Below are 13,791 nucleotides of genomic sequence, written 5' to 3'. Positions count from 1 at the left end.
CTTGTTGTTTAATTACTCATTTACCTTGTAGAGCTGATTAAGGTGGATCCCCCGAGCTATTCGGGGGATTTTTTTAGCACAAGCCTTTACTCAATCTCTTTAATAACCTTGGCTGGTGTACCGCCAACCAAGGTGTAGGCTGGTACGTCTTTGGTGACGACAGCTCCGGCGGCAATCACGGCACCATCGCCAATGGTGACGCCTTGGGCGATAACGGCGTGGGCACCAACCCAGACGCTGTCGCCGATAATAACAGGCTCGGCGTATTCGATACCGGCATCGCGCTGCAGGGCATTGAGCGGATGGGTAACGGCTGAAATGGTGACACCCGGCGCGAACAACACGTTTTTACCGATACGGATTTCAGCACAGTCTAGGAAGTTGCAGCCATGGTTGATGAAAACATTTTCGTCGCACTTGATGTTGTAGCCAAATTCGACAGCAAAAGGACGCTCAACATGAGGTACTTGGCCACAGTTTGGCATCAGCTCTTTAAGTAGTGCCTTTCCTTCTTCTGTCTTCTCGACCGCCAGCTGGTTGTAGCGCTGGACCACGATTTTAGAACGGGTGCGATCGCCAATCAGCTCTTCGTCCCATCCGCAGTATTCTTCGCCAGCCAACATGCGTTCTTTTTGAGTTTTCATCTTCATCCCTATAAAGTAGTGTCGATTTTTAAAAGACTTTACCCGACGGTAACTTAACCCGAGCTTTAGGGGCAAGCATTTGCTACTAGCGCGGTAAGTTGTTGTATCGGCAAGTGTGATTAATAGAGTTTCACCGATAGGAATAGAGAATGGATGTTCAACGCATAAACCCAACAGCCCGTTGGTCAGACGTAACAATTTGCAACGGCATGGCGCACTTTGTTGAAGTAGCCGAGGCAGATACCAGTGCCGATATGACAGGGCAGGTAAATCAGATCTTTGCTCAGGCAGAAGAGATGCTAGCGAGCGTGGGTAGCGACAAGTCAAAACTGGTTTCGGTGACGATTTACGTAACGGACTTTGCCAACTTCGACGCCTTGAATGTGGCGTGGGAAGCTTGGCTACCAGAAGGCTGCGCACCAAGCCGTGCCTGTGTTAAGGTCGAACTGGCGAACCCAGATTTACTGGTAGAAATGGCTTTCGTTGCCGCAGCAGGCCCTGAGTATCAGGGTAAGCAGCCAATTAATTGCTCATAAGCTGATATAAAGGCGAAAATGCCAAAAGAACTTCGATGTTCATAGCCTGATAAGTATAGGGGAGCTTAATTTAGCTCCCTTTTCATAAAATGTAATTAGTAAAAATATTATATGAATCAGAATTTTTTGCCGCAAGAAGCCAAGCAAGCAAAAGAGACTTTACTAGAGCTGTTTTCCAACTCAGTTGTTGGAATATACCTATTTGGATCTACAGTAGTGGGTGGGCTAAAGCCTAAAAGTGATGTAGATCTTTTAGTTGTTCTTGACCGAGAACCGACGGCCAAAGAAAAAGAAAAGTTGGTAGCTATACTGCTAGATATTTCAGGAAGTATTGGCAATGGCAAGTTTGTTAGGCCGCTAGAAATATCAATCGTCACACGAACCAGTGTTGACCCGGTTATTTACCCACCGCGGCTTGAGTTCATTTATGGAGAGTGGCTAAGAGAGAGCTTCGAGAATGGGCACATTGACGAACCATGCAACGAGGCAGACTTGGCAATAGTGCTTAAAAAAGTGCTTGATAGTAGTTTAACGTTGAGTGGGCTGGATGCCTCTGAAGTGATCAAGCCTATACCTATGAATTATATCTATAAGGCTATGAAAGATTCGCTTCCCGGTTTAGTTGAGAGCTTTCAGGGGGATGAAAGGAATGTTTTACTCACACTAGCGAGAATGTGGTTTACCCTAGCTAATGGCAAAATTGTCTCTAAAGATGCTGCAGCACAATGGGCCGAAGCGATGCTCGAGCCGGACCACAGTGTGATGATGCGCTATGCACGATTAGGTTATCTAGGTGAAGTGCCCGATATTTGGGAAGACAAACAAGATCAAGTTAAAGAGTTAGTTGTTTATATAGAAGATAGAATCTCTAATATATGCACTGATAAGCGATGAGTTTCTTCTCACAAAGTGAAGCTATATATCAATGAGAAAATGCCGATGAAGCCCTTGGTGACCTTTGGGTGTAATAATCACTTCTCTGTATCCGGGCACTTTTTCTATCCAGTGATGGCTTTCAAAAAAGTTGAGTAGGGATGCACCTAAAAAGCCGCCGACGTGGAATTTTCTTTCGCTCCAGTCCAAGCATGGGCAACACTTCTTGCGTTTGGTTTTAGCATCAAGTTTGATGCCTAGCTGTAACAGTTTTTCTTTCCCTTGCAGTGTAAGGTCACTGCCATCATTTTCAATCCAACCATTGGTTACTAGAGAGTCGTACAATTTGACTGCAATTTCACCGGCTAAATGGTCATAACAGGTCCTTGCTTTTAATAGCTCTTCAGGTACTTTTGAACGTGATGGGTTGCTTGCTTGGAAAGTCACTCCCATCATATTTTCTAGTAGTGAGGCAATACTACTACTGTAAAGGCGAAAATATCTATGCCGTCCTTGTGATAAACATGTCACAAGGTTGGCTTTTACCAGACGAGACAGGTGAGAGCTGGTAGTAGATGCCGCAATGTTAGCGACGGCACTTAATTCAGTCGCCGTCCAAGCTCTTCCATCCATTAATGCACATAAAATTTTCATCCGAGAAGCGTCCGACATAGCAGCCGCTAGTGCTGCCATGCCTTCTTCCTGGCTATAGTTTTCTGATTCTGTGGAAAAGGTATTTTGTTTGCTCAAATCTAAGGTTGCCTAACTCGCTGTCATTCAATCAAAGTACAGTTATTAGTTGCAACTATCAATTGCTTACTAACGGTTGATACATCACCCGTGAGCCTCGATACTATCTTTTGGGGCTTCGGAGCGATTGTGCATGCCATAATCTCTCATTACACCTGCAACCCTTAGTCTATAGTTTTCGAACACACCACCACGTCCTTTTGATTGTGCAAACCTGTGTGACTCCAAAGCTCTCCATTCTTTTATTGATTCTTCATCTTGCCAAAATGACAAAGAAAGAACCTTTCTCTCATTAGTAAGGCTTTGAAAACGCTCTACTGATATAAACCCCTTAATTTCTGATAGTAATGGCTTGATATCATTGGCGATGTCCAGGTATTCAGACGTTTTACCATCGGCTATTTGAACTTCGAAAATTACGGCAATCATTTTGTTCTCATTCAATTTTACTTAATAGTTGTGTCTACTATAACGACTTTAAATAGTGATATTTCGTTGGGGAACGAAATGTGGTCGTTCGAGCTAGTCGTGACTAACCTTACCTCTGTCAGCAAGGGGGAATTTCAGATGTGGAAAGAAGATGAAATGGCGTGCTCATGGACATGCCGTATTGCACGCGATATGCCTAAGATGCCTTTAACTATGTGTGCATTGTTCTATATCGCTGATTTTCTAGTAAGCTGAACGTAATATAGTGTTACCGCGAAGAGCATTACAATACGGTAATGCTCAGGTAAGGTTTGAGTAACGCACTTTCGTTATTTTGGCTGTGCTCAATCGGTTAGCAATACAACTGATTCTGGTTCGGAACAATTAAGAGAGGTCAATGATGAAAACGTTACTCGGCTTGGTTTTAATTCTGATGAGTGCATCAGTGATAGCAAAAAAGACTGACTGCCATGAGTGGCTGCAAAACGTAGCCTCAGGAAATCTTCCTGAGTTAATGGCGCTATCTACCACCTCAGAATGTATCAGTGCTCAATCGAGTGACGGCAAATCCGCGCTTTATATCGCAACCGAGAATGATGATGGCAAAATGGTGGCCTGGCTAATTCATCAAGGTGCCGATGTAAATCAACGCGCTAGTTACGACTCTATAAACTTCACGCCTTTTTTAATGGCAGGCGCCAAAGGAAAAAATGATGCCCTTAAGGCTCTGCTAAAAGGTGATGTTGATTTTGAGAGGGTTAATTACTACGGTGGTACGGCTTTAATACCTGCGGCTGAAAAAGGTCATCTGGAAACCGTAGCAATACTGTTAAACGACGGGCGTACCAATATTGATCATGTTAACAACCTTGGCTGGACGGCTTTATTGGAAGTGGCGATTCTGGGTCGCGATACCCCGACCTATCAAAAAGTAGTGCAGTTATTGCTGGAGCATGGTGCCGATGCTGGTATCGCCGACCGAGATGGAATGACTGCAATCCAGCATGCCAGAAAAAGAGGGTTAACCAAAATTACATCGATACTAAGCCGTCACTTGTACTAATTCAGCCTCACTTGAAAGCAAGCAGTTACCTATTTCCAAGTACTCGTCGAAAAGGGATGCCCATAAGCTACTCGTATTATCGTTCAATCATCAGATGCTGGGCTGATAAGCTAGGCCTGAATCCAAATAATATGGGACACATTCCATGCGACGTACCAAAGCCACGCTCATTTATGCCAGGACGAAGAACATTAGGGCTGTACAATTATTGCTAGGGCATTCGAAGTTGGATAACACTATTCGCTATCTAGGTGTTGAGCTAGAGGATGCCTTGAGGCTTTCGGAGCAAACTGATTGCTAAGTATGATTTTGCAGGCTTCTCGATTCTTTGAGAAGCCTGTGCCCCAAATCAATTTAGACTAAAAGCTTATCCACATAATGTTAATACGAATTTGCCTTATCAGCACTTATTAGAAGTCGCTTTTAATAGTGCCATCACTGACATAGTGCTTTAGACCATCATGAGTACTAAGCAAAATGGCTCTATCCAGCGGATCTTTAGTTAACTCTAGTTGCGTTTGCGCCTCTTCCTTTAGAGTCAGTACATTAACACTAGAACTGGCCTTCTCGAGATTGACTGATAGATAAGTACCATTAGAAGAAGATGCACCTATTTCACCAATTAGAAGATAACCTATTCGTAGCACATCATTCTGGTCTATGGCACTCAGAATTCTTTTTCCAGTCTCTGTTCCACTTACCCAAAGAGGCGATATAACATGATACTCAAGGATTTTCGAGTTAAGCTGATTTTGTGTGAGAGCTTGTTCTGCGGCAGCTGAGTATGTGTCAAAGACTGCAGTCGCATCACTCTCTGAAAGCCATTGTGATTCAGAAGAGCCCGTATGTTGCCTTACCATTAACTGTACTGATTCGGACACGAATGGTAGTAGAGCTAGCTCATCTATGGCCTTATTCAATAACGTTACTTTATCTTCGGCAATGCGGACAATTTTGCGAACAAGGCCACACAGAGCTTTATAATGGCTAACTTTGACAAACATATCGCTAAAAAGGTCGCTAGGTTGATTGAATAGATTATTTGCCATCAATACTTCAGCTAACTTACTTAGGTTGTCGATGCAGTGCTCAGGGTTATGTTGTTTATTCTCAAGCTGGAACCCGTATAGCTCCAAGAAGCGAGAGGTTGCGTTGCCGTTTATAGCACTTTCCAGTGCATCCATGTTCTCTTCGGCATTTTCAATGAACCTGCGAACATCCTCATCGGAGCATAGCCCGCGAGGAGTACCAATATGGAGTGCCGTTGACAGACGGTCGATACTATCAACGCGACCTGCCGCATCTGCGTCGTCAACACCATAAGAGTTGTAGTGGAAACTCCTTCCGATAGACGGAAAAATCTCTTCAAGAAGCCCTTCGATGGGGTTATCGTTAGGCATATCCATAGAGTTGTATATTTTGCTTCGTCGATCCCTAGCTTCTTGCACTGCTTGTTCTTTATCTGTGCTGGTTAGCCAGAAGTTTTTCCCATTATGTTGGCTCGTATATTGGTATGGTTCACTCTTAATATGCTCGTATATCTTGCCGTACTTTGTAGCAAGAACGGAGAGTATGAACAAATCTGTTGTACTAACCTCGTGCTTAACTAGTTGATATACAAACTTGAAGTGGTTCACAGCTCGTTTTACATCACGTGGACTGTCCAGAATTTTTTTTATGTATCTATGGTAGATGTACGTAAACCTTTCCCTATCGTCTTCATAATGCTCGAACGTAAAGTCAGGGCCTAGTTGTTCAAGCGTTGTGTCAACCAAAGCATTCAGGTCATCTTCTGTAATAAGTGGAACCGGTAGTCTTAACTGAACAATTTTGTCTATGTATTGGCTTGAGTTGCTGATGTTATTTGCAGCAAGGACAGATTGAAGGTACACCGGGTCAAAGGCTAATAAGAATGTAGTTCTTGGGAAATCGGCGATGGCTTTGACCAATCGTAAAACCTGAAAACATTCATTAGGCGTCAGACGGTCAATATCGTCAATTATGACAACGATTGGCTTATCGATATTACGCAAGCATTCAACTACTTTTTCCTTTTGAGCTTGAACATCTAATTTCTTCAAATCTGACAGTGACTTCGTAGCTTCACCTACACCTTTGAAGATGTTCTCAACAAGCGAGCCAAAAGGTTCAACACCAGGTATTAGCTTCGCTACGCTGAAAAGCTTAGAGTAAGACAGTAACTCTTTGGCTACTTGCATCCCCTTCTCAGGGTGATCTGCCAATCCAAGTTGTGAGGTAAATTGAACTAGAAAATCTTCTATCAACGATTTGGGTTTGCCATTAACCCACGGATTATATTGGACCACAATGGGTGGGTTAGACGACTCATCAAAGCTCTGTTTAACAAGGTTGATGATGGACGTTTTGCCTGTGCCCCAACAACCTTCAATGGAAATCGTTAGGCACGGTGAATTAGCATCTAAGGCAGCAATCTTGGCTAGAGACCTACTAAAAGAGAATCGGTTAAGTTGGTCTTGCTGCGAACGGTTGATAGGTTGATCATTGTGGTATGATGTCATGCAATGCCCCGACGAGAAATCTGTAAAATCACATTGATTTTATTACTTATTTAAGCAAAGTACACCTATCAATATCTATACAGTGTGTTAGCTCTTGTTCGGTTATACAGTTTGGGTTGGCAAAGGATAAGTAGACTCCATACATCACCCGCAAGCCAAATTGGCACCAATACATAACGGCAAGCACGAGGAAAAAACACAACGTTTTTGTTTTTCAACACTTGAATTAATCCATTTTTTGCTAATTTAGCAAGGTAGCTGACACAGTTTTGTCCATCTTCGAGTCAGCCTATTGTCGGCAAGCATCTGCTGCTTATTTCTATGCGTATAATATTTAGTAGTCACACAATTGCTCATGGCATACTGATTTAAATGTTCTGGATAATCATATTACTCATAATCGCGATATGCGTCTTCCTGCCGGGCCTGTGGGTCAAGCATGTGATGGAAAAGTACAGACAGCCGGCAGATCGCTACCGCAAGCAGGGAAGTGGTGGTGAACTTGCTCGCCACCTGCTAGACAGCTTCGGCTTAGGTAACGTCGAGGTAGAGGAGACCTCTGCTGGTGATCACTATGATCCGGTCGCTAAGGCTGTGCGTCTGACGCCGGACAACTTCTCAGGATACTCGCTGACGGCAGTGACTGTGGCCGCCCATGAAGTGGGGCATGCCATTCAGGATTCACGTGGAGAGTCCTTGTTCATGGCGCGGCAGAAACTCGTAAAGACTGCCATGGTCGGCGAGCGTATTGCCGGAATGATGCTAGTGGCTGCTCCGCTTGTCCTAATGCTAACCCGCCTGCCGCAAGCGGGAGCAATAACGATAATGATTGGTGTTGTTTCAATGGCATTAAGCACCCTGGTGCACCTGGTGACTCTTCCGGTTGAGTTCGATGCCAGTTATGGCAAGGCGCTGCCGATCCTGCAGAAAGGCGGCTACCTTTACGATGGTGATCTGGAGCATGCGGAGAAAATACTCAAGGCAGCAGCGCTGACCTATGTCGCTGCCTCGCTGACCAGCTTGTTAAACTTGGGGCGATGGATCGCAGTGCTCCGTCGGTAATGGCTGCTTGATGCCAGAGGTTTAGCGAGTGCTATGTCATTGAGCAGGCGTGGTATCAACTTGGCGCCTGCGCTAGCTCTTCAAATCACTTTTCCTGTCGTTTAGGCTTCAAGCCTAAGCCGTCGCCTCCGATCCCTCATTGGTTCTTGCCGCCAGCTTATTCGCAAGCGAGTGCATTTCCGGCAGCATGCGCTGGATGAGATGCAGTTGCTGCAGCACCATGCGGATTGACGTGCAGTCTTCATCTCGCCACTGTGATACCCGCTGCTCTAATTCGCTATCTGAGGCTGGGGCTTGGGCACACAGGTTGCCATCCAGCTGCTCTGCCAAACAATCTAGGTGGGCATGGATTTGGCGGTGTGCCTGCGCGACCAGCTGGTGAGTGCGCTCGTCTTCCAAACGGGTACGGTGCGCGCCCAATGCCGAAATATAGCTCAGCATGGCATGGTTCAACGTCAGGAAGCGGAAGCTCTCGTTGGTGGCCATACGGTAGCGCCCCGGCTCTGCCAGCATATTACTGATGGCTGTGCTTAGCTGCGCATCGGTATTGTGGGCATCGCGACGGGCGATACGGTAGTTTAGGCTGTCTTTCTTACCGATCCGGTACTGGCCGATGATCTGCCCAAGGTAATCGCGGTTGGTTTGAACGGCAGAAGCCATTACCTTATGCAGGCGCTTGGCTTCCCAATCCGGCAGGATAAAGCTTACTGCTAGCACCGCGAGTAAACAGCCCAGCAAGGTATCGCCAAGGCGAGGCAAGATCACCGCAAAGCCTTCGCCTAATTGGTTGAAGCAGAACAGCACCAACAAGGTGATGAAGAAGGTGGCAACCCCATAGTGGGCGGTACGGAACGAGAAGAACAGCACGCCAGCCAACACCATCAGCACCATTTGACCGTCTAGCCCAGGGAACAGGTAGAGCAGTGGCATACCGACGAGCAGGCCGGCCAATGTCCCGATCACCCGTTGCACCAGCTTTTGGCGTGTCGCACTGTAGTTTGGTTGGCAAACAAACAAGGTGGTGAGCAATATCCAATACCCGCGCTCTAAATCCAGCGCCAGGATGCAGCCATAGCCCACGGTAAGGGCAATAGCCATGCGTAGGGCATGACGGAACAGCATGGAGTTCGGTGTGAACTGGCTGGTAATACGCTGCCAGCGTTCTTTCATGCTACGGGCTTCGTTGTCTGCCAGCTCGGTATCGTTACCGGTTTGGGCCACATCGGGATTACTGACATTTGATAATTGGCGCTCAACGGTCGCTAGGTTATTAAACAGGTAGTCGAGTTGTGCCAGATAAGTGCGCCATTCAGGCTTGCTTTGATTTTTCAGGTATAGCAATGACTCTTGCAACTCATCAAGGGCGCGAACACTGGTTTCACCATGATGGTAGGGCTTGCCCATTGCGATGGCGTGGGAGATTTCACGGCACGCCTGGGCTTGCCTAGCAAGCAAACGCTGAAAACGGAACAGAACGTCGCTGCGCTGGAATTCGGCAGCCAAATCTTGGTAGCGCGAATGCGATGAACTTGCTCGCTCGTGAATATCTTGGGCAAGAAAGTAAATTTTTAAAAACTTGTCGCCAGTCTCGTTTGGGTGGCCCCGGCGGGCGCGGTGAAGCAGGGTCGCTTTGGCATTATTCAACGCGGTAACAACACGGGCATTCTTGCCTGCGGCTTCCAGGCGAAGGGGCTGCGGTACAAGGTTTGATACCGGTTCGAACAGTTTGCTTTTGCAATCGAGGTAGTGGGCAAATTCTGAGAACACCGCCGCGAGGCTTTGTTGTACCGGTTGGTTGGGCCAAATGGCTTGCCATGTTAGCGACAGCAACCCGTACCAAGTGGCACCGCCAAGCAAGAGTGTTGGTTGGTACCACAAGTTTGGGCTTTCGGCTGCACCGAGCATGGTGTAGACCGCCAATAATAGCGATGCAAAGGCGATACTGGCATAGCGTGCCCCCATGGCGCCAAGCATGATAAAGCCAAAGGTTGAGCTGAATAGCCCGACAGCAAATAGCGTTGGGTAGGGGAAAAGCAGCTCAATCGAAATGGCGGCGACGAAAAAGCACACCAGCGTGGTGATGAAGGCTTTGATCCGCCCGCTGAGGTTGTCGTCGGTTTCAGCCAGTGCTGAAGCAATGATCCCGAGTACAAGTGGGGTTACTTCGGACTTTGCATCGAAGTACCAACATGGCAAGGCGACGCCAACTAGGGCAATAAACACACGAATGCTAAAGTTAATGCGGTCGTTTGCCCAATAGCGGCGTAAAGTTAATTTAAGGCGGCTGGTTTGCATTTTGTATCAATCTGTTCGGTGAAGCGGTAAAGATAGCAAAGTTAGGCAACTAATGGGTATAAATCCCTACAAAAAATCAGTATTCCCTATGGTTCAGGTTGTTTTGGCTGTGAATGAGATAATTTACTATGCATGTCAGTCGTGATTTTTAGCATAGAATTGACGGAAAATTTTCGTGTTACGCTATGGTGTACTGTGAGTTCTTGGTAATCTTACCGTGTAACAACAAGAAGAGTTTGGTGACAGGATGCGTTTAACAGCTGGGTGGTTAGCCCGATGGCTTTCCCAAGGTGACTATTGCAGTATTGCGTTAGGTGAAAATTGCCTAATTCTAGATAGTCAGCTTGAAACTGAAGAAATACCGTTTGATGAGTGGGACGGTGCGATAGCCGTACATCGCGGGGTACTTTGGGGAAGTTTTGAAATTAGCTCGGCTGATCAGGAATATTGCTGGACTGTACACGGCCTGCCGTGGGTGCAATGCAAGGCGTTCGCCAACTACCTACTCGAATCATACCGTCAATGGGCGCAAGGGCGAGTGGAAAAGCTCGACACCGCGTTGCCAGCCATGCTCACGCACATTGATACTTATACCAATCAGAAGGGCTATTTGCGCCAGTCTGATCATACCCAGCTGCATCACTTTCTTGACCAGTCGCTGGCATCAACGGGGCTGACCCTGGAGCTGGCATCTTCGTTCAGGCCGTTGGCGCTAGAGAAAGTTGAGCCTTGGCTTGAAGGAAACGAGGACTGGGTTAAAGAAACCAACGACAAATGGCTCTCTGCCGAGGCGGAAAAGTGGTCTTCGTGGTTTGATGCCTTTGAATCATCACCACTCAACCCGTCTCAGCGCGAGGCAGTGCTGATCAACCAAGACCACAATTTGGTATTGGCTGGGGCAGGGACCGGTAAAACCAGTGTGTTGGTTGCCCGTGCCGGATACTTGATTGCCAATCAGATTGCCCAGCCAGAGCAAATCTTGATGTTGGCCTTCGGCAGGAAGGCGGCTGAAGAGATGAGCGAGCGCTTGGGCAAGAAAGTCAGCGACCAAATTAAGGTGGCCACTTTTCATAGCTTGGGGACCCAGATCATTCAGGCCGTAGAAGGCTCGATGCCAAGTGTGTCGCCTGTGACCATTGATGAGAAGGCACGGGTCGAGTGGATGGCGTCCATGCTAACTGAACAATGGGAGAACGCCGCATCAGCCAAGCGTTGGCAAAAACACCTCATCCAATGGCGTATTCCTGGCTTTAAAGCCGAAAACTCGATGGAAAAGCAGGCACGCAGCGAGCAGCTTATCAATTGGATCTGGCGTCATATCGAGCTGATTGGCCAACGGGGCGCGAACAAGTCGCAATTGAGCGAGAGTATCGAGCAGCACAGCAATGACAGCGCTAAAGCACGAATGAAAAGCGAGCTTGGGTTATTGTGGCCATGCTACCGAGCGTATGAGCAGCACTTGAAATCAAGCAAGCAAATTGATTTCAACAGCATGATCCAGCGAGCAACCGAATATGTGAAAGACGGCAAATATGCCCCTGCTTGGCGTTTTATCATGGTGGATGAATACCAAGATATTTCGCCGCATCGCTTGGCATTGATTGAGGCGCTGTGCCACTCCAAGCAACAGGAAGCACGGCCAACCTTGTTTGCCGTGGGCGATGATTGGCAGGCAATCTACCGTTTCGCGGGGGCCGATGTGAACCTAACCACCGGGTTTGAATCCCGCTTTGGTGCCAGTCATATTACTGAGCTAGGTACAACGTATCGCTTTAACAGCATGATCGGTGATGTTGCCAACACGTTTATTCAACAAAACCCTAATCAAATTAAAAAAGACTTGGCGAGCCATAAGAAGCAGAAGCGCAAGGCCGTTACTTTGCTTTGCCAAGATTTGATTGACCAAGAGTTGGCACAGCTTGCCTCGCAGCAAAAAGACCAAGTATCGGTATTATTGCTTGGCCGCAACAATAACCAGCGTCCGGAAGCCCTTAAGCAATGGCAAGAGCGATGGCCTCATTTGGGGCTGCAGTTTATGACTTGCCATGCCAGTAAGGGGCGAGAAGCCGACTTTGTGTTCATTTTAGATGTGAACAAGGGCGTGTTCCCGGCAACCGACCGTGATACCGGTTTGGCGGCGTGCCTCCAGGCTCGCAACGAGCAATTCGCCGATGCGGAAGAACGCCGTTTGTTCTATGTGGGTTTAACCCGCGCGAAGAAACATGTTTGGGTCTGCGCCGATCCGGAAAAAACTTCCTCCTTCGTGAATGAACTGATTGATGAGAAGTATCCGGTGGTGAACAAAATCAAGCGGATTAAAACCACGGACAAAAAAGGCAAGAAATAGGTGTTTTAGATCACCTGCAAAACAATATCGCAAGATCCAGCGAGTTGCTCGTAAAGAGCAACTCGCTTTTTTATGATTTGATAATTTTCTAAAGACTGGTTAATCGCCTTATACCTTGTTAATCATCTAGGCTCACCACAACCTTGCCGCTGTGCTGCTGGCTTTGTAGGTAAGCCAATCCCTTATCCAATTCTTCAAAGGCAAAAACCTTATCGACCATCGCATCGAGCTTGCCTTCGCTGACAAGGTTAACCAGTGACTGGCCAATGCTGGCAAGGTGTTGGATATGTTCTTGATGGCCGTGGGCATAAGTACCGTGGATAGCCACTTCATGAATACTCAATGCCTTGGTTGTTGCCAGCAGCGGTACTTGGTTGAATTGATCGGCAACCATCACAATTTGGCCGTTGTACTGGATCAAGGCACTCATGATACTGCCGGATTTAGCCGAAATACAATCGATGACGCCATGCACCAAGCGGTCTTCTGTCATTTCGATAAGGCGCATCGCGGTGTTTTCGGTGCTGGGGTCAATCACATCGTCGATACCATAGTCCAGTAAACGGGGATGGTGCTGTGCTTCTGCGATAGCGTAAACATGTGCGCCAGCAAGTTTGGCAAGTTGTACTGCATAGCCTCCAACACCGCCGCCGGCACCCGTAATGGCGACACTGAGCCCATTGGTGAGCCTTAGCTTATCGTGGACAGCTTGCCAAGCAGTGTATCCCGCACAGGGTAGGGCTGCGGCATCGGTGAAGCTGACGTTATCGGGAATACGGGTAAGGGCATAGGCTTTGGAGGTTGCATAGTTGGCAAAGCCACCGGCATGACGGGGATCGACAAAGCACATTACCCGGTCTCCCGGCTGGAAGTTATGAACATCTTTGCCAACGAACGATACCACGCCGGCAATATCCAGCCCGATGATTTGCGGGTATTGCCAAGTGGCATAGCCCCAACTGGTCAGCTTAAAGTCGATAGGGTTAAGACCTGCCGCCTTAACCTGGATACAAACCTCATCACTGGCAGGTGTCGGCTTTGCGGCTGTTTGTAGTTTAAGGCACTCAGGTCCTTCTGGCTTGGTTAGTTTCCATGCTTTCATTGGCCACCACATTCTGTCTTTTTGTTATGTCTTTAAACATAAACCATAAATGGCAAAGTCGGGCGAAACGAAATTGAGCCAGTATTATGAAAACCTTATTTTTGAGTTGCTTGGCGATATGAGGCCGAAGATAAGACACGCAGACTGAAA

Annotated in this window: 12 protein-coding genes and 1 pseudogene; 7 read left to right on the top strand and 6 right to left on the bottom strand. The window is 47.2% G+C overall.

Annotated elements, in window-relative coordinates; genetic code table 11:
- Window positions 1–86: 86 nt before the first annotated feature.
- Complete coding sequence (locus tag C9I98_RS19750; protein WP_036828509.1) at window positions 87–644, bottom strand: sugar O-acetyltransferase; 558 nt, start codon at window positions 642–644, stop codon at window positions 87–89.
- Between the two features lie 149 nt (window positions 645–793).
- Here C9I98_RS19750 and C9I98_RS19745 point away from each other — a divergent pair, with 149 nt between their 5' ends.
- Together C9I98_RS19745 and C9I98_RS19740 are read left to right on the top strand one after the other, a co-directional pair.
- Entirely contained in the window at window positions 794–1,180 is a 387-nt protein-coding gene (locus C9I98_RS19745; protein WP_036828507.1) for a RidA family protein, read from the top strand.
- Window positions 1,181–1,291: 111 nt separating this feature from the next.
- Window positions 1,292–2,074 (top strand): aminoglycoside adenylyltransferase family protein, encoded by a 783-nt coding sequence (locus tag C9I98_RS19740; protein WP_107272393.1) that lies wholly within the window; start codon window positions 1,292–1,294, stop codon window positions 2,072–2,074.
- A 21-nt stretch (window positions 2,075–2,095) separates the two neighbouring features.
- Here C9I98_RS19740 and C9I98_RS19735 read toward each other — a convergent pair whose 3' ends face one another.
- Both C9I98_RS19735 and C9I98_RS19730 read right to left on the bottom strand, forming a co-directional pair.
- A complete protein-coding gene (locus tag C9I98_RS19735; RefSeq protein ID WP_245907200.1) occupies window positions 2,096–2,803 on the bottom strand; it encodes an ArsR/SmtB family transcription factor in 708 nt (235 codons plus the stop codon).
- Window positions 2,804–2,887: 84 nt separating this feature from the next.
- Entirely contained in the window at window positions 2,888–3,232 is a 345-nt protein-coding gene (locus C9I98_RS19730) for an antibiotic biosynthesis monooxygenase family protein (protein WP_107272391.1), read from the bottom strand.
- A 78-nt stretch (window positions 3,233–3,310) separates the two neighbouring features.
- Between C9I98_RS19730 and C9I98_RS26580 the strand changes: the two genes are divergently transcribed.
- The 3 genes and pseudogenes from C9I98_RS26580 to C9I98_RS19720 all read left to right on the top strand — a co-directional run.
- Complete coding sequence (locus C9I98_RS26580; RefSeq protein WP_158262700.1) at window positions 3,311–3,487, top strand: hypothetical protein; 177 nt, start codon at window positions 3,311–3,313, stop codon at window positions 3,485–3,487.
- Window positions 3,488–3,629: 142 nt separating this feature from the next.
- On the top strand, window positions 3,630–4,295 hold the full coding sequence (locus C9I98_RS19725) for an ankyrin repeat domain-containing protein (RefSeq protein WP_107272390.1): 666 nt from the start codon (window positions 3,630–3,632) through the stop codon (window positions 4,293–4,295).
- 11 nt (window positions 4,296–4,306) lie between these two features.
- Window positions 4,307–4,596: pseudogene (locus C9I98_RS19720) on the top strand (tyrosine-type recombinase/integrase); the annotation flags it as partial.
- A gap of 109 nt (window positions 4,597–4,705) precedes the next feature.
- Here C9I98_RS19720 and C9I98_RS19715 read toward each other — a convergent pair.
- Window positions 4,706–6,835, bottom strand: coding sequence for a KAP family P-loop NTPase fold protein (locus C9I98_RS19715; RefSeq protein WP_107272389.1), 2,130 nt, complete (start codon window positions 6,833–6,835; stop codon window positions 4,706–4,708).
- Window positions 6,836–7,207: 372 nt separating this feature from the next.
- Between C9I98_RS19715 and C9I98_RS19710 the strand changes: the two genes are divergently transcribed.
- Window positions 7,208–7,897, top strand: coding sequence for a zinc metallopeptidase (locus C9I98_RS19710; protein WP_036816572.1), 690 nt, complete (start codon window positions 7,208–7,210; stop codon window positions 7,895–7,897).
- A gap of 114 nt (window positions 7,898–8,011) precedes the next feature.
- On the opposite strand, the gene yccS is transcribed toward C9I98_RS19710, so the two are convergent.
- Entirely contained in the window at window positions 8,012–10,192 is a 2,181-nt protein-coding gene (gene yccS, locus C9I98_RS19705; protein ID WP_036816575.1) for a YccS family putative transporter, read from the bottom strand.
- A 247-nt stretch (window positions 10,193–10,439) separates the two neighbouring features.
- Here yccS and helD point away from each other — a divergent pair, with 247 nt between their 5' ends.
- Window positions 10,440–12,539: a DNA helicase IV gene (helD, locus tag C9I98_RS19700; RefSeq protein ID WP_036816578.1), complete on the top strand. Its 2,100-nt coding sequence runs from the start codon at window positions 10,440–10,442 to the stop codon at window positions 12,537–12,539.
- Window positions 12,540–12,657: 118 nt separating this feature from the next.
- Here helD and C9I98_RS19695 read toward each other — a convergent pair whose 3' ends face one another.
- Window positions 12,658–13,641, bottom strand: a complete 984-nt coding sequence (locus C9I98_RS19695; RefSeq protein ID WP_036816580.1) for an alcohol dehydrogenase catalytic domain-containing protein — start codon at window positions 13,639–13,641, stop codon at window positions 12,658–12,660.
- Window positions 13,642–13,791: the final 150 nt, after the last annotated feature.

Source organism: Photobacterium sanctipauli, assembly GCF_003026495.1.
In the GTDB taxonomy this organism is placed as follows: Bacteria; Pseudomonadota; Gammaproteobacteria; order Enterobacterales; family Vibrionaceae; genus Photobacterium; species Photobacterium sanctipauli.
The sequence above is the reverse complement of the archived record's forward strand: the minus strand, read 5'-3'. Positions and strand labels throughout refer to the sequence as shown.

Coding starts and splice junctions, on each gene's coding strand:
- C9I98_RS19750 (WP_036828509.1), bottom strand. CDS start 644: ATGAAAACTCAAAAAGAACGCATGTTGGCTGGCGAAGAATACTGCGGA.
- C9I98_RS19745 (WP_036828507.1), top strand. CDS start 794: ATGGATGTTCAACGCATAAACCCAACAGCCCGTTGGTCAGACGTAACA.
- C9I98_RS19740 (WP_107272393.1), top strand. CDS start 1,292: ATGAATCAGAATTTTTTGCCGCAAGAAGCCAAGCAAGCAAAAGAGACT.
- C9I98_RS19730 (WP_107272391.1), bottom strand. CDS start 3,232: ATGATTGCCGTAATTTTCGAAGTTCAAATAGCCGATGGTAAAACGTCT.
- C9I98_RS26580 (WP_158262700.1), top strand. CDS start 3,311: ATGTGGTCGTTCGAGCTAGTCGTGACTAACCTTACCTCTGTCAGCAAG.
- C9I98_RS19725 (WP_107272390.1), top strand. CDS start 3,630: ATGATGAAAACGTTACTCGGCTTGGTTTTAATTCTGATGAGTGCATCA.
- C9I98_RS19715 (WP_107272389.1), bottom strand. CDS start 6,835: ATGACATCATACCACAATGATCAACCTATCAACCGTTCGCAGCAAGAC.
- C9I98_RS19710 (WP_036816572.1), top strand. CDS start 7,208: ATGTTCTGGATAATCATATTACTCATAATCGCGATATGCGTCTTCCTG.
- yccS (WP_036816575.1), bottom strand. CDS start 10,192: ATGCAAACCAGCCGCCTTAAATTAACTTTACGCCGCTATTGGGCAAAC.
- helD (WP_036816578.1), top strand. CDS start 10,440: ATGCGTTTAACAGCTGGGTGGTTAGCCCGATGGCTTTCCCAAGGTGAC.
- C9I98_RS19695 (WP_036816580.1), bottom strand. CDS start 13,641: ATGAAAGCATGGAAACTAACCAAGCCAGAAGGACCTGAGTGCCTTAAA.